Genomic DNA, 16932 nt, shown 5'->3' with positions numbered 1-16932 from the left:
CTGCTCCCCGCCACCGACACCGCCAAGCGGAGGCCGCGCGGGGTGCGGGCGCGGGCCGTCAGCGCGGCAGGTGCGCCCGGATGAAGGAGGAGATGTCGCCGAGCTCGAGCGGCGAGATCCCGTGGCCGAGGCCCTCGTAGATGCGCGCGTCGAGGTCCGTGTGCGCGGCCAGCCACTCGGCCGCGCGCGCGACGCCGGTCGCGGGGATGGTGTCGTCGTGGGTGCCGCGGCCCCAGAACACCGGCGGCCGGCGCTCGGCGAGCGCCGCATCCCCGTCCTCCGTGCCCTGCACGACGAAGGCGGAGAGCGTGACTGCGAAGTCGAAGCGCTCCGGCGCGAGGCGCAGGAGCTGGATGGCGAGCCCGCCGCCCTGCGAGAAGCCAAGCAGGCCGGTCGGCACGTCCGGCTGGTCGTCCAGCCAGTCGAGGACGGCGCGGGCGGCCCGCGTCGGCGTTGGCGGCGAGCGGGTCGACCGAGATGTTGGTGAACCGCGAGAACCACGCGAAGCCTGGCCCCTCCGGGATCGGCGCCCGCAGCGAGGCGATCACCGGCTCCAGCGGCAGGTACGCCGAGATCCCGAACAGGTCGGCCTCGTCCGAGCCGTAACCGTGCAGGAGGATCAGCCGGGGGCGGCCGACGCGGTCGGCCTCGCCGGCGGACCAGAGCACGGCCTCGTGGTCGAGGTGGAGCTCGGGGGCGGGGAATGGCATGATCCATTCTGCGCACGGCGGCTTGTCCTCCACAGCCCCCAGATCGCGGCGCAGTCCACAGATCGGTCTATCCGGGTGGCGGCGCGGTGCGGCATCCGTAGGATCAGTGCATGAGCGTGCGCACACCCGACCCGGACCCGACCCCCGACCCGCTCGATGGCAACGGCGTCCAGCCCGGTCCCGCTTGGCTGAGCGACATCGAGCTGGAGCAGATCCGCCGACGACTCCCCCTGCTCTACGTGGAGGCCGTGCCGGTGCGGGTCGACGGCCTCGGCCAGGTGACCGAGGTCGGCGTGCTGCTGCGCGCGAACGCGGTGGGCGAGATCACCCGCACGCTCGTCTCCGGCCGGGTCATGTACGGCGAGACGCTGCGGGAGGCCCTGTTCCGGCACATCGAGAAAGACCTCGGGCCGATGGCGTTCCCGCTGCTGCCGGCGAGCCCGGTGCCGTTCCAGGTCGCGGAGTACTTCCCGATGCCGGGGGTGACCGCGTTCACCGACGAGCGGCAGCACGCGGTCTCGCTCGCCTATGTGGTGCCGGTGACCGGCACCTGCGAACCGCGACAGGACGCGCTCGAGATCACCTGGATGACGCCGGAGGAGGCGGTGTCGCACACGGTGTGCGAGGAGCTCGAAGGCGGCCGCGGGGTGCTGGTGAAGGCGGCGATGGCGTCGGTCGGCAAGATCGTCTGACCGAATTCCTCGATTGTGCTTGCGCTCGTTAGCTAATGGTATTAGCTTTACGGCTATGAACACTTCCATCGCTTCGCAGGTCCGGTACCTGCAGCGCCCCGAGGGACGCATCAGCTACACCGTCGAGGGCTCCGGCCCGCTCGTCGTCGCCGTCCCCGGGATGGGCGATCTCCGTTCCACCTACCGCGAGCTGACCGGCCCGCTGCTGGAGGCCGGCTACCGCGTCGCCGTCACCGACCTGCGGGCGCACGGCGAGTCGGACACCACCTTCCGCGAGTTCGGCGACATCGCGACCGCCCGCGACCTGATCGCGCTGATCGACGAGCTGGGCGGCAACGCCGTCGTGCTCGGCAACTCGATGGGCGCGGCCGCCGCCGCGTGGGCCGCCGCCGAGCGTCCCGACGCGATCGCCGGCCTCGTGCTCTACGGCCCGCTGCTGCGCGACCCCGCGATGAGCCGCCTCACCGTCGCGTCCATCCACGGGATGTACCGCGTGCTGTTCACCGGCCCGTGGGGCCCGGCCTTCTGGGCGGGCTACTACCGCTCGATCAACAAGGGCCGCACCGCGCCGTGGCTGAAGGAGCACACCGCCGACCTCAAGCGCAACATGAAGGAGCCCGGCCGGCTGCGCTCCTTCCGCCACCTCACCCTCCAGCTCACCCACTCTGTCGTCGAGCCCCGCCTCCCGGAGGTGACGGCCCCCATCCTCGCCTTCGTCGGAGCCCTGGACCCCGACTACAAGGACCCGGCCGCCGAGGCTGACTGGATCGAGTCCCTCGGGGCGGAGGTCGTCCGGGTCCCCGAGTCGGGCCACTACCCGCAGGCCCAGCGGCCCGACGTGATCGTGCCAGAGACACTGCGCTTCCTCGCGGAGCGCCGAGCGAGCGGGTGGGGCCAGGCCCGTGCCTAGGGCCGGGCTGACCCGGGCCGCCGTGGCCGCCGTGGCCCTCGACCTCGTGGACGCCGGCGGGGTGAACGGCCTCGACAAGCTGACCCTCGCCGCCGTGGCCTCCCGCGCCGGTGTGGCGGTGCCGAGCCTGTACAAGCACGTCGCGTCGCTCGACGACCTGCGCCGGGTGGTCGCGACCGAGTGTGTGGCCGAGCTGACGGGCGTGCTGGCCGAGGCGACCATCGGGCGCTCCGGGCCGGAGGCCCTCCACTCAGCGGCCGACTCCGTCCGCGCCTACGCGCACCGCCATCCCGGACGGTATGCGGCGACGCAGGTCGCACCCGACCTCGGCTCGGACGCGGACGCCGAGCTGGCGGCGCGGGCGGGCGAGACCATCGCCGTCCTGGCCGCCGCCCTGCGCGGCTTCGGACTGCCGGAGGAGGCGACGGTCGACGCCATCCGGATGCTGCGGAGCGCCCTCCACGGCTTCATCACCCTCGAACTCGGCGGCGGCTTCGGTCTCCCCGACGACCTCGACCGCAGCTTCCGCCTCCTGATCGACGGCATCGAGGCCGGCATCGCCACCCTCGCCCCCACCCCGACCCACCCCTGACCCCAGCGCCCTGCCCGAGACTCATCCCATGTCGCTAACGGAGGACATCCGGCCGGGTCGGGTGGGAATCTCCTCCGTTGGCTGACATTTCCGCTTGCCGCACACCGGATCTCCTCCGTTGGCTGCGGGGTCGGTAACGGAGGAGATGTGGCTGCGTCGGTGGGCTTTAAGCAGGCAACGGAGGAGATCCGGCCGGGTAGGGGCGGGATCTCCTCCGTTGCTGGAGGTCGGGGTGCGGGTCAGCCGCGGGCGCGGCGGGTGCCCTGTCCTCGGCTGGTGCTGCCGCTCACGACGTCGCCGACGCGGAGGCCCTGGCGGGCACCCGCGCGGCCGCCGCGGCCGTTGCCGGACGCCTGAGGAGCGCCGTTGCGGTCGGCAGCGGGGCGGCCCTCGCCGCCGGCGCGCCCGCCGCGGCCGTGGCCACGGCCAGCGCCGTCGCCCGTCGGGGCTGCCACGTCGCGGCCGGAGTTCCGGCGGCCGTTGCGGCCCGTGCTCTGGCCACGGTTGCCGCCGTTGTCGCGCGAGGCCTGGCCCTCGTGGCCGTCGCCGGCCGCCCGGTTCTGGCCGCCGCGGCGTCGCCGGCCTCCGTTTCCGCCACCCGAGGCACCCGTGGAGCCCGCGCCCCGGCCGCCGCCGTTGCCGCCCGCGGCGACCGGCGCCGGCGCGACGCGCTCCGCGCGCTCGCCCACCAGCGCCGTCACGGCGGCCGACTCGGCCGTCACGCGCTGCGGCGTGGCCGTGATCGCGGCCGCGCGCAGCAGCGACTTCACGTCGCCCGCCTGCTCCGGCAGCATCACGGTCGCGACGTCGCCGGCGCTTCCGGCGCGCGCGGTGCGGCCCGAGCGGTGGAGGTACGCCTTGTGCTCCGCGGGCGGGTCGACGTGCACGACCAGCTCCACGTCGTCGACGTGGACGCCGCGGGCCGCGACGTCGGTCGCGACGAGCACGCGCACGTCGCCGCTGCCGAACGCCGCGAGGTTGCGGTCGCGGGCGCCCTGGCTGAGGTTGCCGTGCAGGTCGACGGCCGGGATGCCCGCCGACGTGAGCTGCTTGGCGAGGCGCTTGGCCTGGTGCTTGGTGCGCATGAACATGATGCGGCGGCCGCGGCCGGAGGCGAGCGCCATGATCAGGTCTTTCTTGGCGTCCTGGTCGCTCACCTCGAAGACGTGGTGGGTCATGGCCTCCACGTGGCTGGTCGCGTCGTCCACCGAGTGCAGCACCTCGTTGGTGAGGAACTTGGCGACGACCTTGTCGACGCCGTTGTCCAGGGTCGCAGAGAACAGCAGGCGCTGTCCGCGCGACGGCGTGGCGTTGAGGATGCGCGTGACGGTCGGCAGGAAGCCGAGGTCGGCCATGTGGTCGGCCTCGTCCAGCACGGTGATCTCGACCTTGTCCAGGTGGACGATGCCCTGCTTCATCAGGTCTTCGAGGCGGCCGGGGCAGGCGACGATGATGTCGACGCCGCCCTGCAGCGCGGTCACCTGGCGGCTCTGCGAGACGCCGCCGAAGATCGTGGTGGTGGTCAGTCCGAGCGCGGCCGCGAGCGGCTTCAGGGTGGCGTCGATCTGGGTGGCGAGCTCGCGGGTCGGGGCGAGCACGAGGCCGCGGGGCCGGCGGTAGCCGCGGGAGGGACGGCCTCCGGCGGCGGACGCGGCGAGGCGCGCGGCCATCGGGATCGCGAACGCGATCGTCTTGCCCGAGCCCGTCTTGCCGCGCCCGAGGACGTCACGTCCGGCGAGCGTGTCGGGCAGGGTGTCGGCCTGGATGGGGAACGGCTCCGCCTTGCCGTCGGCCGCGAGGACGGCGACGAGGGGAGCGGGCACGCCGAAGTCGGCGAAAGTCTGGTTGGTCACAAATGCCTTTCTGGCAGGGTCGGCCCATGAGGGCTGGTCCGGCGGCGTCGCAAGAGGGCGACGTCTTCGCCGGAAAGAAGAGGATGGTGCGCGGCGGGGGTCCGCCCGGCGCTCGCGCACGCCGGCGGCGCCGGCATGCCAGCAGTGCTGGTCCACCGAGTCTAGCGGAACGCGCCGCACGATTGCTGGGAGCACATTCATAGCCGGACGTCGTAGACTTTCGGCCCGTAATCCCGGAAGGTGGTCGCGCGTGCAGGAATCCGAGCTCGATCGTGAGCGCACCGTCGTCTCAGGCCTGTATGAGCGTCTCGACACGCTCAGGGCGGAGACGGAGGAGCGGCTGACGCGGGTGCGCCGCGAGAGCGTGGGCAGCAACCACCAGGCGCGCAGCGAACGCGACGCCTTCGCCCGCCTGTACGAGGACCAGCTCGTGCAGCTCCGCGACGTGGACGCCAGGCTCGTGTTCGGGAGGCTGCTGCTCCAGGAGCCGGTCGACGGCACCGACCACCGCTACATCGGCCGCGTCGGCCTGCGCGACGACGACCAGCGCTCGCTGCTCGTGGACTGGCGCGCCCAGCAGGCGAGCGCCTTCTACCAGGCGACCGCGAACGAGCGGATGGGCGTGCGGGCCCGTCGCCATCTCACCATGAACGGCCGACAGGTGGTCCGGATCGACGACGACGTCTTCGATGAGACGCTGCTCGACGGCGACGCGTCCGGCGAGAAGGTGCAGGGGGAGGGCGCGCTGCTGGCGGCCCTCACCGCGCAGCGCACCGGCCGCATGCACGACATCGTGGCGACCATCCAGGCCGAGCAGGACCGCATCATCCGTTCCGACATCCGCGGCGCGCTGGTCGTGCAGGGCGGCCCGGGCACCGGCAAGACCGCGGTGGCGCTGCACCGCGCCGCCTACCTCCTGTACGCGAACCGGCAGCGGCTGAGTACCTCCGGCGTGCTCGTCGTCGGCCCGTCGCCCGCGTTCCTGCGCTACATCGAGGCCGTCCTCCCGTCGCTCGGCGAGACCGGCGTCGTGATGCAGACGTTGGGCGAGCTGTTCCCCGGTGTGGAGGCCACGACCGAGGACGAGCCGGAGGCTGCGCGCCTGAAGGGCTCGATCCAGATGGCGCGGCTGCTCTCCCGCGCCGTGAGGTCGCGGCAGAAGGCGCCGGCCGAGCCGCAGACGATCGTGGTCGACAACGAGCGCCTCGTCGTCCAGCCGGACCTCGTGCAGCGCGCGCTCGGGAAGGCGCAGCGCACCGGCAAGCCGCACAACGTCGCCCGCGTCACGTTCGTGAAGCAGGCGCTCGGGGAGCTCACCGACCAGCTCGCCGCCCAGCTCCGGGCCGGCGGTTCGACCATCGACGAGGCGGACCTCCGGGTGCTCCGGGAGGACCTGCGCACGTCGTACGACGTCCGCGTCCTCCTCAACACGGCCTGGCTGCCGCTCACCCCGCAGAAGCTGCTGCAGGACCTGTACGCGCGCCCGTCGTGGCTGGCCGAGCTGACGCCGCGGTGGACGCCCGCGCAGCGGGAGGCGCTGCTGCGCGACCGGACGGCGCCGTTCACGGTCTCCGACGTGCCGCTCCTGGACGAGGCCGCGGAGCTGCTGGGCGACTTCCCGGGCCGCGCGGACTACGCCTCCCGCGAGCGGGACCGCCAGCGCAAGCGCGACCTCGAGAACGCGCGTGCGGCCATCCGGAACATGGGTGTGCAGGGCCTGGTGAGCGCCGAGCAGCTCGCCGACGGCTTCGCCGAGCAGGAGGACCGCGGCACGACCGCCGAGCGCGCGCTCGCCGACCGGTCGTGGACCTACGGCCATGTGGTCGTGGACGAGGCGCAGGAGCTGTCCGCGATGCAGTGGCGCGTGCTGGTGCGCCGTTGCCCGATGAAGTCGTTCACGATCGTCGGCGACATCGCCCAGGTCGCGTCGGCCGCCGGTGCGACGAGCTGGGACGAGGCCCTCAGCCCGGTGTTCAAGGACGCCTGGCGCCTGGAGGAGCTGACGGTCAACTACCGCACGCCCGCCCAGATCACGCGCGAGGCGGAGCGGATCGCGGCGGAGGCGGGGCTGCCGATCACGCCGACGCGCGCGGTGCGGGAGGGCGACTGGCCGATCCGGCGCGTGTCGGCCAACGGCTCCGGGCTGGCGACGGCGGTGGCGGAGGCGATCTCGCACGACCGCAGCCTGGACGCCGAGGGGACGCTCGCTGTCATCGCGGCGACGGCCGACGTGGACGCGGTGGCGGCCGAGGTCCGCGCGCGCTTCGGCGACGCGGCGGCGCGCGGCGCGGCCGGGCTGACCCGGCCGATCTCGGTGCTGACCGGCTACGAGGCGAAGGGACTCGAGTTCGACGCCGTGGTTCTGGCCGACCCGGCGGCGCTCGCCGCGGAGTCGGTGCGCGGGGCGGCGTCGCTGTACGTGGCGATGACGCGCCCCACGCAACGTCTCACCCTCGTCGCCCGCTGACCCGCTCACACCCTCCCACCGCCGAAGGGCACGTTGTTGTCACTTCTGGCGCCCACAAGTGACAACGACGTGCCCCTCGGGGTCGGGTTGACGGGGGATGCGTACTACTCCTGGCCGTAGCGCTCGCCGACGGGGACCTCCACCGGGAGCGTGTTGCCCGCCTGCGCGAGCGGGCACGCCCAGGCCGGGTCGTAGGCGCAGGACGGGTTGTAGGCGAAGTTGAAGTCGAGGACGATCGTCGTCTCGTCGTCGTCGGCCGTCATCCCCAGGTCGGAGCCCTTGATCGTGTCGATCAGGTAGCGGCCGCCGCCGTAGGTGCCGCCGCGGCGCCCGGCGAGGGCGTCCTTCACGGGGACGAACAGGCCGCCGCCGTACGAGGACAGCTTCCAGACGTCGAGCGAGCCCGCCAGCGGGACCCGCACCGTGCCGAGCAGCACGAAGGGCACCACGCCGTCCGTGCCGGTCTCCACGTCCATCCGCGTCGCCTCCGCGGCGGGATGGATCGGCAGTTCGAAGCGCCAGTCGGGGTCGTACGGCGACACCGGGAGGCCCGTGAAGCGGTCGCGGTCCTCGTCCAGGAGCGGGGACGCCGGGTGCGACGAGAACAGGTCGTTGCGGCAGGAGATCCAGTGCGCGTGGGCGGCGGCCGGGTCGGAGGCGGCGATCCGGCGCACCGACGCGTACAGAGCGAAGACGCTGCGGCGCCAGTCCGCGGTCTGCACGGCGGTCGCGACGCGGCCGCGACCGGGCGCGACCTCCGGGGCGGGCTCGGGGGTGATGGTGCTCATGCTGCTGCCTCCGTCGTGGCTGAATCCGGTTCTGGCGTGGGTGGATCGTATGCCCAGGTGGGTGCGAGGCGCCGCAGGCGCAGCCCGCGCCACTGCCAGAACGCCCACAATCCGTACCAGGCGAGCGGCGTCACGACGCCGGCGCGGACGACCAGCCGGTCGCGGTACAGGGTGCGGACCCGGCCGTCCTCCCCGGGACCCGTGGGGTCCGGGGCGATGGCCATCCGGTGGTCGAGGTGCGGCATCGCCGACAGCACGCCACCGACGCCGCCGCCGCTGTCGCGGAGGATGCGCGTCGCGCGCTCGCGCGGGTCGGTGGAGCGCAGCGTGTCCAGACGGATGGCCTGCGTCCCGACGGTGACGGCGCCGAGGGCGCGGACGCTCACCCGGTGCTCCGCGGTGTCCCACACGGTCGGGAAGCCCGCCGGCTCGTCCGACCGGAAGTCCACCCACGGCATCGCCACCTCGCGGAAGGCCGTCGGGCTCTGCAGGGCGCGCCAGGCCGCGTCCGGGTCGCAGTCGAGGATGAGCTTCAGGAGGACTCTCACGCACCCCAGTGTCACGCATCCTCCGCGCCGGCGGCAGTCATTCTCGGCGCACTCCCGGACGCCCGAACCGCGCCCACCCGCTACGCGCCGGCGGCCTCCTCGGCCCGCGCCAGCAGCAGCGCGCGCTCCCGCTCGTTGCCGGTCATCGCCGCCGCCCGCCGGAACTCCTCCTCGGCCTCGGCGTTCCGGCCCAGCTTGAGCAGGAAGTCGGCCCGCACCGAGGGGAGCAGGTGGTACGACTCCAGCGCGCCGTCCAGCACGAGCCGGTCCACCACGTCGAGGCCGGCCTCCGGGCCGTACGCCATCGAGAGGGCGACCGCGCGGTTGAGCTCCACGACGGCGGACGGCTGGAGGGCGGCGAGCGCGCCGTAGAGCGCGACGATCTCCTCCCAGTCGGTGTCCTCCGGCGCGGGAGCGGTCGCGTGGCAGGCGGCGATGGCGGCCTGCAGCGCGTAGGGACCGCGGCCGCGGGAGCCCACCAGCCGGTCGGCGCGGGCGAGCGCGGCGACCCCTCGGCCGATCAGGATGCGGTCCCAGCGGGTGCGGTCCTGGTCCTGCAGCAGGATCGGCTCGCCGTCGGCGGTGGCGCGCGCGGGGAGGCGGGAGGCTTGGAACTCCATCAGCGCGACCAGGCCGTGCACCTCCGGCTCGCGCGGGGTGAGCTCGGCGAGCACGCGGCCGAGGCGGAGGGCCTCCTGGCAGAGGTCGGGGCGCATCCAATTGTCGCCGGCGGTGGCGGAGTAGCCCTCGTTGAAAATCAGGTAGACGACCTCCAGCACCGACGCCAGCCGCTCGGGGTACTCGGCGCGGTCCGGCACCTCGAACGGGACGTGCGCGGCGGTCAGCGTCCGCTTGGCGCGCACGATGCGCTGCGCGATGGTCGGGACGGGCACGAGGAAGGCCCGCGCGATCTCCTCTGTGGTGAGGCCGCCGAGCAGCTTGAGCGTCAGCGCGACCCGCGCGGGCGGCGCGAGCACGGGGTGGCAGGCGACGAACAGCAGTCGCAGCAGATCGTCCTGGATCTCCTCCTCCACGACGGCGGCCGGGTCGTCGTCCTCCTGCTGCTCCAGGTCGCGGGCGAGGGCGGCGTAGCGCTCGTCGAGGCGTTCGCGCCGGCGCCAACCGTCGATCGCGCGGCGCTTGGCGACCGTGGTCAGCCAGGCGCCGGGATTGCGCGGGATGCCGGACTCCGGCCACTGCTCGAGCGCGGCGACGAGCGCGTCCTGGGCGAGCTCCTCTGCCAGGCCGACGTCGCCTGTCCAGCGGGCGAGCCCGGCGACGAGCTTGCCGGACTCGATGCGCCAGACGGCCTCCACGGCATCGGCGGCGGCCCGGTCGGCCGTCGTGCGCTCCCGTTCCACCACGGCCGCTCCTCCCGCGCTCACGTGTCAGCCGCCCCGGTCAGGATGCGGCGCACTTCGACTCTGCCACGACCGAGCGGCAGGCGTCGCGCCCATTCGACGGCTTCGGCGCGATCGGAGGTCTGCACGATCCACACCGCGGCAGGCCGCACGGGGGAGGCCGGCTGCAGCTCCGCGTCGGTCCGGGGGCCGCCGAAGGTCAGCTCGACGCGGGTGCATTCGTCGTCCGCCAGGACCTCGCCCACCAGGAGCACCCCGGCGCGGATCAACTCGACCGTGTACCGCTGGATGGACTCCGCCGGCGCGGGGCTGTCCGTGCTGAGCGTGAGGAGGTAGCGCATCCGTGGTCCTTCCGTCGTGGCACAGGGCGAGGCACTCGTAGAGACGTCGAGCCGGAGGGCCGGGATTCGACAGCGGCAGCCGGTCGGGCCCGCGATGTCCGTGGTGTGCGCTACAACGGGAGCATGGCGATCCGCTACTGGCTGGGCGTGGTGCACCACGATCACGTTCTCCGCGGCGTGGCCGGTGGCTTCGCGCAGGTCAACCACGGCGCCCGCGCGCCGCTCGAGCGGATGGGCGCCTCCGACGGGTTCGTGTTCTACTCGCCGCGCGAGTCGTTCGAGGGGGAGCCGCTCAAGCAGTTCACGGCGGTCGGGAGACTGGCCGACGCGGAGGTGTTCCAGGCGACCCAGGGAGCGCAGATGCGCGGCCCGAACGGCGACTTCCTGCCCTGGCGGCGCCGCGTGGACTGGGACCACGACGCGGTCGCGACGCCGATCCGGCCGCTGCTGGCCTCCCTCGACTTCACCCGTGACAAGCGCGACTGGGGCTACCAGCTCCGCGCCGGCCTGATCGAGCTGACCCGACACGACTTCGACCTGATCCGCGACCAGCTTCGGCACACCCCGGGCGAGCAGCGGCCCTCCACCGCGCGCCGCGCCGACGGGTCGCGTCACCCGGCGCAACGCACGACGACCACGTTCACTGCCGGGCTACGCTGAGGCGGTGAGCTCGCAGACCGACCCCTCGACCGTCCCCGCCGCCCACCGCCAGGCCAAGTACCAGGTGCGCTTCGACTGGGCAGCGGACGGGGCCGCCGCTGTCGCGGCGGACGCCGATGTCGTGGTCTGGGTCGACGCGATCGAAGACCGGCCGGTCGCGGAGGCTGCTGCGCTCCCCGGGACGGGCGCGGTCGTCGCTGCGGGCCTCGCCGACGCTGCCGCGGTGGCGCAGTGGGTCCTCGCCGAGCAGGTGCGCCTCGGCCGGCGCGCGATGGTGGCGCTCGTCGCCGCAGGCGGGTTCTCGGCGGGCGGGGGCACGCGCTTCGCGGTGGAGGACCTCCTCGCCGCCGGCGCGGTGGTGGACGCCCTCGCGACGCTCGGCATCGACTACAGCTCACCGGAGGCCGCGGCCGCCTGCGCCGCCTTCACCGGTCTGCGCGGCGCCGTCGCGCACCTGCTCACGGCGTCGGTCTCGGGTCAGGAGCGCATCGCGGCCGGGGCGGACGCCGCAGCGCTCGCCGCCTCCGGTAAGCTCGGCACCGTCTCCGAGGTCCGTGTGCTGCGAGCCGCCTGAGCGGTCGGCATGAACTCCCCGGCGCCGGAATGATCCGGCGCGAACGGGTGTTCAGTGCAGGCAGGAGGTTTTGCATCCATGAAAGCAATTCTGAACGACACCGTCATCGCCGAGGCCCCGACCGAGGACCTCATCCGCATCGAGGGCAACTGGTACTTCCCGCCGCAGAGCGTCAACTCCGAGCACCTGGTGGAGTCGGCGACTCCCTACACATGTCCGTGGAAGGGCGAGTGCCAGTACTTCTCCGTCAAGGACGGCGAGGCCGTGCTCCAGGACCGCGCGTGGAGCTATCCCACGCCGTACCCGAGCTCGTTCGACCGTGTCGGCAAGGACTACAGCAACTACGTCGCGTTCTGGAAGGACGTGCGCGTCGTCGACTGAGCGCCACCGAACTGACAGGACATGCCGTCTCCGCACTGCCGGAGGCGGCATGTCCTGTCAGAGGGATCGCGGCCAGCGCGGATTTGCCGACTACGCTTGTCGTGAACCGCACGACCTGGGAGCCGACCCTGAGCATCATCCTCGGATACGATCCGTCCACTCTGCGCGAGCGTGTCGACCTGCGTGCCGCCGATGAGCGGCTCGACGAGCTCGGCAGCCTGCGCAGCTTGAGCGCGCTCAATGAGAAGACCGTGCTGCTCCGGCTGCTCGGCCGGCTGGACGAGGCGTACACCCTCGCCAACGAGGCGGTGCGGCAGGCGCGCTTCACCGGCGACCGCGAGCAGCTCCTGGGAGCGCGCATCCGGCGCGGCCAGGTGCTCCAGTACCAGGGCAAGTTCGACGAGGCGATCGTGGAGCTGACCGGCTGCGTCGACGAGGCGCGCGGCCGCGACTGGACGGCGCTGGAGGCGTTCGCGGTGCAGAACCGCGGCAAGGTGCACTTCGACATGAAGGAGTACGAGAGCGCGCTCTCCGACATGACGGCCGCCGTGTTCCTGCGCGAGAAGCTCGGCGCGTCTCCTGCGGAGATCGAGGGTGCGCTCACGGCGGTGGCCGTGGTGCAGCGGTTCCTGGAGGCGCAGCGGGCCGCCGCCGGCTCCGGGGAGGGCGACCTCGGCGGCGGAGACGGCGTCGGATCTCCGGCGTAGGATTCCTGGCATGAGCCGACCTGGGAGCCGACGCTGATGGCAGAGCTCGATCGCGTGCGCCACTGGGCCGAGGCGCTCATCGCCCTGCATCTGGACCCGGCGACATGGAGTTTCGACTTCGACAACGCGAAGACGCGCGCCGGGCTGTGCAACTACACCGCGAAGCGGATCACGGTCTCCCGGTACCTCGCGGCCCGCTACGAGGACGACGACATCCACCAGATCCTCCTGCACGAGGTCGCCCACGCGCTCGCGGGCTCCCGCGCAGGGCACGGGCCGCGCTGGCGGACGATCGCGCTCGACCTGGGCTACGAGGGCAAGCGGCTGCACGGCGGTGCGATCGCGGACGACCTGGCGCCCTGGGTGGGCACGTGCCCGCAGGGCCACACGCACTACCGCTACCGCAAGCCGGCCCGTGCGCTCGCCTGCGGGGCGTGCAGCCGCCGGTTCGACTCGGCGAACCTCATCTCCTGGGTGCACAGGGAGGTCTCGACCGCGCAGCGCCGCATGGCCGCCGCCGCCGCCACCGAAGCGGAGTGACGGGCGCACAGAGGGGACGCGACATGCCGTCGCGCGCCCCGCTTACGCGGCGCGTTGCGTCCCCTCGATGGGTCGGCTAGGCCGTCTCGACCGCGAGCCGGGCGTCGAGGCCGTCGCGCACGGCGGGCCACTCCTCGCGCAGCACCGAGTACACCGCGGTGTCGCGCCAGGTGCCGTCCGCCCGCGGCTGGGTGTGCCGCAGCACGCCCTCGAATGTCGCCCCGAGCCGCAGGATCGCGGCACGCGAGCGCTCGTTGAGCACGTCGGCCTGCAGCTTGACGCGCTCGAATCCGTGGTCGAACGCCGTGCCGAGCAGGAGGCGCTTGGTCTCGGCGTTGACGCGCGTGCCCCAGACCTCCGGCGCGTAGGCGGTCCAGCCGATGTGCGCAGAGCCGTTGGGGAGGTCGAAGTCGCCGAGGGTCGTCGTCCCGACGATGCGGTCGCCGTCGCGCAGGCAGACCGCGGTGACGTTGGCGGTGTCCCAGGCCAGGTAGCCGAGGATGAACTCCCGCCACTCCTCATAAGTGTCGCGGTATGCAGCCACCCCGCCGCCCCAGCCGCCCTCGAACACCGCGGGGTGCCCGATCGCGTCGTGCAGGTCGGGCAGGTCGTCGTGGGTGAGCGCCCGCAGGCGGACCGTCGCGCCCTCGAGCACGGCGCGCGGATCGGGACGGGTCGCTGTCATCCGCCCAGTATCGCACCCGGTCTCGGAGCCGCCGCGTCCGCGGAGGCTCTCGAAACCGACTAAGTTGGTTCGGTGCCTACCGACGTCCTCCTGCCCCGCGAAACGGGTCAGTGGATGGATGACGCGGACGGTCTGCGCTGGTGGTTCGACTCCGGAGCGCTGGCTCTCGACTTCGCCTACACCGCCGGGGCGGACGTCCTGGGCGGCGTCGACGGGATCGCCGACGGGACGCAGGATGACACCCAGTGGCGCTCGGTGGACGACGCCCACCAGCTCGGCGCCTGGCTGCAGTCCCGCTTCCCGGAGGTGGCGGCGACGACCGGCGACCGCGAGTTCCGCGACGCCGAGATGCTGCGCGCGGCGATCGGCCGGCTCGCCCGCCAGGCCAGCCGCGCGGAGACCCTCGGCCCCGCCGATGTGGATGTGGTGAACCTGTTCGCCGCGACCCCCGACATCCCGCCGGTGCTCGCCGGTGGCGGCCGTCAGGCCGGACGCACCCTCGCCCGACCGCACCAGGCCCTCGGCACGGTCGCGCGCGACGCCGTGCGCCTGTTCGGGCCGGACGCGGACGGCCGTATCCGGGAGTGCTCCGCCGACGACTGCGGTCTGGTGTATCTGGACACCTCGCGCAGCGGCAACCGGCGCTGGTGCTCGATGCAGCGCTGCGGCAACCGGGCGAAGGTGCGCGCGCACCGCGCCCGCGCGGCCGGCCGGCGTGCGGGTGTCGGCGCCGGTATCGCAGAATAGGCGGATGGAGCCCAGCGCCGATCCGACCCCCTCCGAGCGCAACAGCGTCGAGCGCAACAGCGTCGAGCGCATCAGCGTCGACCTCAACAGCGACCTCGGTGAGTCCTTCGGCGCTTGGGGCATGGGCGACGACGCCGCGATGCTCCGGCTGGTGACCAGCGCCAACGTCGCGTGCGGCTTCCACGCCGGCGACCCGTCCACCATGCTGGCCACGTGCCGCCTGGCTGCCGAGAACGGCGTCGCCGTGGGCGCGCACGTCTCGTACCGCGACCTCGCGGGCTTCGGCCGGCGCAGCATGGACGTCCCGGCCGCCGAGCTGCGCGACGAGGTGCTCTATCAGCTCGCCGCGCTCGCCGGGATGGCGCGCGTCGCCGGAACCGTCGTGCGCTACGTCAAGCCGCACGGCGCGCTCTACAACCGGATCGTCCACGACGAGACGCAGGCCGCCGCTGTGGTGGAGGCCGTGGCCGGGTTCGACCCGTCGCTGCCGCTGCTCGGCCTGCCCGGCTCGGCCGTCGAGCGCGCGGCCGGCGCGCGCGGCCTGCGGTTCGTCCGTGAGGCGTTCGTCGACCGCGGCTACCGCGCCGACGGAACGCTCGTCCCGCGCACGGAGCCCGGCGCCGTGCTCTCCGACGTCGCCGCCATCGCCGCCCGCGCGGTGCGGATCGCGCGCGAGTGCGTGGTGGAGGCCGCCGACGGCGCCCTGGTCGCCGTGGCCGCGGATTCCCTCTGCGTGCACGGCGACACCCCGGGGGCGGTGCGGATGGCGGAGGCCGTGCGCCGGGGCCTGGACGAGGCCGGCATCGCGGTGAGGCCGTTCGTGTGAACGGCCGGGTGATCGGCTACGGGGACAGCGCCCTGCTCGTGGAGTTCGGCTCGCTGGACGACGTGCTCGGGATGCTGCCCGCCCTCCAGCGCACCCGGCCGGACGGCGTGCTCGACCTGGTCCCCGCCGCGCGCACCATCGCGATCGTGCTCGACCCGCACGTGCTGAGCCCGGCCTCCGCGAGCGGCTGGGTCGAGCGCACCGTCGCGGAGCCGGCCGAGACCGCCGATGAGGAGGTCGTGGAGCTCCCCGTCCGCTACGACGGCGCCGACCTCGCCGAGGTGGCCGGACTGCTCGGCATCACGCCGGCCGAGGTCGTGGAGCGGCACACCGCCTCCCGGTGGCGCGTCGCGTTCGGCGGCTTCGCGCCGGGGTTCGCGTACCTCGTCACCGACCACGACCGTCTGGTCGTCCCGCGCCGGGCGACCCCACGCACCGCGGTGCCGGCCGGCTCGGTCGGCCTGGCCGGCGAGTTCAGCGGCGTCTACCCGCGGTCGAGCCCGGGTGGCTGGCAGCTCATCGGCCGCACCGACGCGGCGCTGTGGGACGCGGCGGCCGACCCGCCCGCGCTCCTGCGCCCTGGCGTCGTGGTGCGGTTCACGGCGGTGACGGCGTGACCGGCCTCCGCATCCTCCGGCCCGGCCCGCTCGCCCTGGTCGAGGACCTCGGCAGGCCCGGTCTCGCCGCGGTCGGCGTGAGCACGTCCGGTGCGCTCGATCGCGGCGCGCTCGGGCTCGCCAACCGGCTCGTCGGCAACCCCGCGGACGCGGCAGGGCTGGAGCTGCTGCTCGGCGGCTTCGCCGCACGGTTCGAGTCGGCGGCGTGGTTCGCGGTGACCGGGGCGGCGACCCGCGTCACGCTCGACGGCCAGCCGGTCGATCCCGACGCCGCTGTGCACGCGGGCGTCGGCGCCGAGCTCCGGATCGCCGCGCCGGCCGTGGGCGTCCGCAGCTACCTGGCCGTGCGCGGCGGCGTCGCGGTGGAGGCCGTGCTCGGCTCCCGCTCGCGCGACACGCTCTCCGGCCTCGGTCCTTCCCCGCTCGCGGAGGGCGACCTCGTCCCGTTCGGCGCCGAGCCCCTCGACCCGGTGCCCTCGGTCGACTTCGTGCCGACCGCGGACCTCTCCGACGGCCCGGTGGAGGTCCGCGCCCACCGCGGACCGCGCGCGGACTGGTTCACCCCCGCCGCCCTCGATGCGTTCTTCACGGTGGAGTGGCGTGCGAGCGCCGACGGCGACCGGGTGGGCGTGCGGCTCGACCCGCCGCGGGTCCCATCGCACGCGCGGGGTGCGGACCCGGCGCCGCCGCCGCTCCTCGAACGCGCCGTGCGCGACGAGCTGCCGAGCGAGCCGATGGTCGCCGGAGCCGTGCAGGTGTCGCCGGACGGCCGCCCAACCGTGCTGCTGGCCGACCACCCGGTGACGGGAGGCTACCCGGTGATCGCGGTGGTAGCCGCGCGCTCCCTCGACGCCTTCGCGCAGCTCCGCCCCGGCCAGCCCGTACACTTCCGCCACGCCTGACGCCGAGGGGCACGTAAACGCCCCTAAAACG

21 protein-coding genes are annotated in these 16932 nt (G+C 73.7%); 14 read left to right on the top strand and 7 right to left on the bottom strand.

Features of this window, described 5'->3' with window-relative positions:
• Positions 1 to 58 precede the first annotated feature (58 nt).
• On the bottom strand, positions 59 to 400 hold the full coding sequence (locus ABH923_RS07175) for an alpha/beta hydrolase (RefSeq protein ID WP_370054646.1): 342 nt from the start codon (positions 398 to 400) through the stop codon (positions 59 to 61).
• Positions 401 to 483: 83 nt separating this feature from the next.
• On the opposite strand from ABH923_RS07175, the gene ABH923_RS07170 reads away from it, so the two are divergent.
• The 4 genes from ABH923_RS07170 to ABH923_RS07155 all read left to right on the top strand — a co-directional run bounded on the left by ABH923_RS07170 (position 484) and on the right by ABH923_RS07155 (position 2904).
• Positions 484 to 606, top strand: a complete 123-nt coding sequence (locus ABH923_RS07170; RefSeq protein WP_370054645.1) for a hypothetical protein — start codon at positions 484 to 486, stop codon at positions 604 to 606.
• Between the two features lie 214 nt (positions 607 to 820).
• The gene (locus ABH923_RS07165) at positions 821 to 1402 is read left to right on the top strand and encodes an NUDIX hydrolase family protein (protein ID WP_370054644.1); all 582 of its coding nucleotides are present in this window, start codon (positions 821 to 823) and stop codon (positions 1400 to 1402) included.
• A 55-nt stretch (positions 1403 to 1457) separates the two neighbouring features.
• Positions 1458 to 2312 (top strand): alpha/beta fold hydrolase, encoded by an 855-nt coding sequence (locus tag ABH923_RS07160; protein ID WP_370054643.1) that lies wholly within the window; start codon positions 1458 to 1460, stop codon positions 2310 to 2312.
• The gene (locus ABH923_RS07155) at positions 2305 to 2904 is read left to right on the top strand and encodes a TetR-like C-terminal domain-containing protein (RefSeq protein ID WP_370054642.1); all 600 of its coding nucleotides are present in this window, start codon (positions 2305 to 2307) and stop codon (positions 2902 to 2904) included. Before ABH923_RS07160 ends, ABH923_RS07155 begins: the two co-directional genes overlap by 8 nt.
• 239 nt (positions 2905 to 3143) lie before the next feature.
• Here ABH923_RS07155 and ABH923_RS07150 read toward each other — a convergent pair whose 3' ends face one another.
• On the bottom strand, positions 3144 to 4757 hold the full coding sequence (locus tag ABH923_RS07150) for a DEAD/DEAH box helicase (protein ID WP_370054641.1): 1614 nt from the start codon (positions 4755 to 4757) through the stop codon (positions 3144 to 3146).
• A gap of 250 nt (positions 4758 to 5007) precedes the next feature.
• Here ABH923_RS07150 and ABH923_RS07145 point away from each other — a divergent pair, with 250 nt between their 5' ends.
• Positions 5008 to 7224, top strand: a complete 2217-nt coding sequence (locus ABH923_RS07145; protein WP_370054640.1) for an ATP-binding domain-containing protein — start codon at positions 5008 to 5010, stop codon at positions 7222 to 7224.
• A 104-nt stretch (positions 7225 to 7328) separates the two neighbouring features.
• Here ABH923_RS07145 and ABH923_RS07140 read toward each other — a convergent pair whose 3' ends face one another.
• The 4 genes from ABH923_RS07140 to ABH923_RS07125 all read right to left on the bottom strand — a co-directional run bounded on the left by ABH923_RS07140 (position 7329) and on the right by ABH923_RS07125 (position 10262).
• Complete coding sequence (locus ABH923_RS07140) at positions 7329 to 8012, bottom strand: DUF1684 domain-containing protein (protein WP_370054639.1); 684 nt, start codon at positions 8010 to 8012, stop codon at positions 7329 to 7331.
• The gene (locus tag ABH923_RS07135; RefSeq protein WP_370054638.1) at positions 8009 to 8560 is read right to left on the bottom strand and encodes a hypothetical protein; all 552 of its coding nucleotides are present in this window, start codon (positions 8558 to 8560) and stop codon (positions 8009 to 8011) included. The genes ABH923_RS07140 and ABH923_RS07135 overlap by 4 nt, the downstream gene beginning before the upstream one ends.
• Before the next feature lie 80 nt (positions 8561 to 8640).
• Positions 8641 to 9924 carry an RNA polymerase sigma factor gene (locus tag ABH923_RS07130; protein WP_370054637.1) on the bottom strand — a complete coding sequence of 428 codons (1284 nt, stop codon included), beginning with the start codon at positions 9922 to 9924 and terminating at the stop codon, positions 8641 to 8643.
• 17 nt (positions 9925 to 9941) lie between these two features.
• Entirely contained in the window at positions 9942 to 10262 is a 321-nt protein-coding gene (locus ABH923_RS07125) for a hypothetical protein (RefSeq protein ID WP_370054636.1), read from the bottom strand.
• A 123-nt stretch (positions 10263 to 10385) separates the two neighbouring features.
• Here ABH923_RS07125 and ABH923_RS07120 point away from each other — a divergent pair, with 123 nt between their 5' ends.
• The 5 genes from ABH923_RS07120 to ABH923_RS07100 all read left to right on the top strand — a co-directional run bounded on the left by ABH923_RS07120 (position 10386) and on the right by ABH923_RS07100 (position 13124).
• Positions 10386 to 10922, top strand: a complete 537-nt coding sequence (locus ABH923_RS07120; RefSeq protein WP_370054635.1) for an EVE domain-containing protein — start codon at positions 10386 to 10388, stop codon at positions 10920 to 10922.
• Positions 10923 to 10926: 4 nt separating this feature from the next.
• Complete coding sequence (locus ABH923_RS07115; protein ID WP_370054634.1) at positions 10927 to 11496, top strand: hypothetical protein; 570 nt, start codon at positions 10927 to 10929, stop codon at positions 11494 to 11496.
• A gap of 78 nt (positions 11497 to 11574) precedes the next feature.
• A complete protein-coding gene (locus ABH923_RS07110) occupies positions 11575 to 11877 on the top strand; it encodes a DUF427 domain-containing protein (RefSeq protein WP_370054633.1) in 303 nt (100 codons plus the stop codon).
• 101 nt (positions 11878 to 11978) lie between these two features.
• A complete protein-coding gene (locus ABH923_RS07105; RefSeq protein ID WP_370054632.1) occupies positions 11979 to 12584 on the top strand; it encodes a hypothetical protein in 606 nt (201 codons plus the stop codon).
• Between the two features lie 36 nt (positions 12585 to 12620).
• Positions 12621 to 13124 carry a SprT-like domain-containing protein gene (locus tag ABH923_RS07100; protein ID WP_370054631.1) on the top strand — a complete coding sequence of 168 codons (504 nt, stop codon included), beginning with the start codon at positions 12621 to 12623 and terminating at the stop codon, positions 13122 to 13124.
• 76 nt (positions 13125 to 13200) lie between these two features.
• On the opposite strand, the gene ABH923_RS07095 is transcribed toward ABH923_RS07100, so the two are convergent.
• Positions 13201 to 13809: a GNAT family N-acetyltransferase gene (locus ABH923_RS07095; protein WP_370054630.1), complete on the bottom strand. Its 609-nt coding sequence runs from the start codon at positions 13807 to 13809 to the stop codon at positions 13201 to 13203.
• A 114-nt stretch (positions 13810 to 13923) separates the two neighbouring features.
• Between ABH923_RS07095 and ABH923_RS07090 the strand changes: the two genes are divergently transcribed.
• From ABH923_RS07090 to ABH923_RS07075, 4 genes are all read left to right on the top strand, one after another.
• A complete protein-coding gene (locus tag ABH923_RS07090) occupies positions 13924 to 14556 on the top strand; it encodes a CGNR zinc finger domain-containing protein (RefSeq protein WP_370054629.1) in 633 nt (210 codons plus the stop codon).
• A 121-nt stretch (positions 14557 to 14677) separates the two neighbouring features.
• Positions 14678 to 15382, top strand: coding sequence for a LamB/YcsF family protein (locus ABH923_RS07085; protein WP_370057316.1), 705 nt, complete (start codon positions 14678 to 14680; stop codon positions 15380 to 15382).
• Entirely contained in the window at positions 15379 to 15999 is a 621-nt protein-coding gene (gene pxpB / locus ABH923_RS07080) for a 5-oxoprolinase subunit PxpB (protein ID WP_370054628.1), read from the top strand. Before ABH923_RS07085 ends, pxpB begins: the two co-directional genes overlap by 4 nt.
• Positions 15996 to 16901, top strand: coding sequence for a biotin-dependent carboxyltransferase family protein (locus ABH923_RS07075; protein ID WP_370054627.1), 906 nt, complete (start codon positions 15996 to 15998; stop codon positions 16899 to 16901). Before pxpB ends, ABH923_RS07075 begins: the two co-directional genes overlap by 4 nt.
• The last annotated feature ends 31 nt before the right edge of the window (positions 16902 to 16932 follow it).

Source organism: Leifsonia sp. EB41 (assembly GCF_041262565.1).
Lineage (GTDB): Bacteria > Actinomycetota > Actinomycetes > Actinomycetales > Microbacteriaceae > Leifsonia.
The sequence above is the reverse complement of the archived record's forward strand: the minus strand, read 5'-3'. Positions and strand labels throughout refer to the sequence as shown.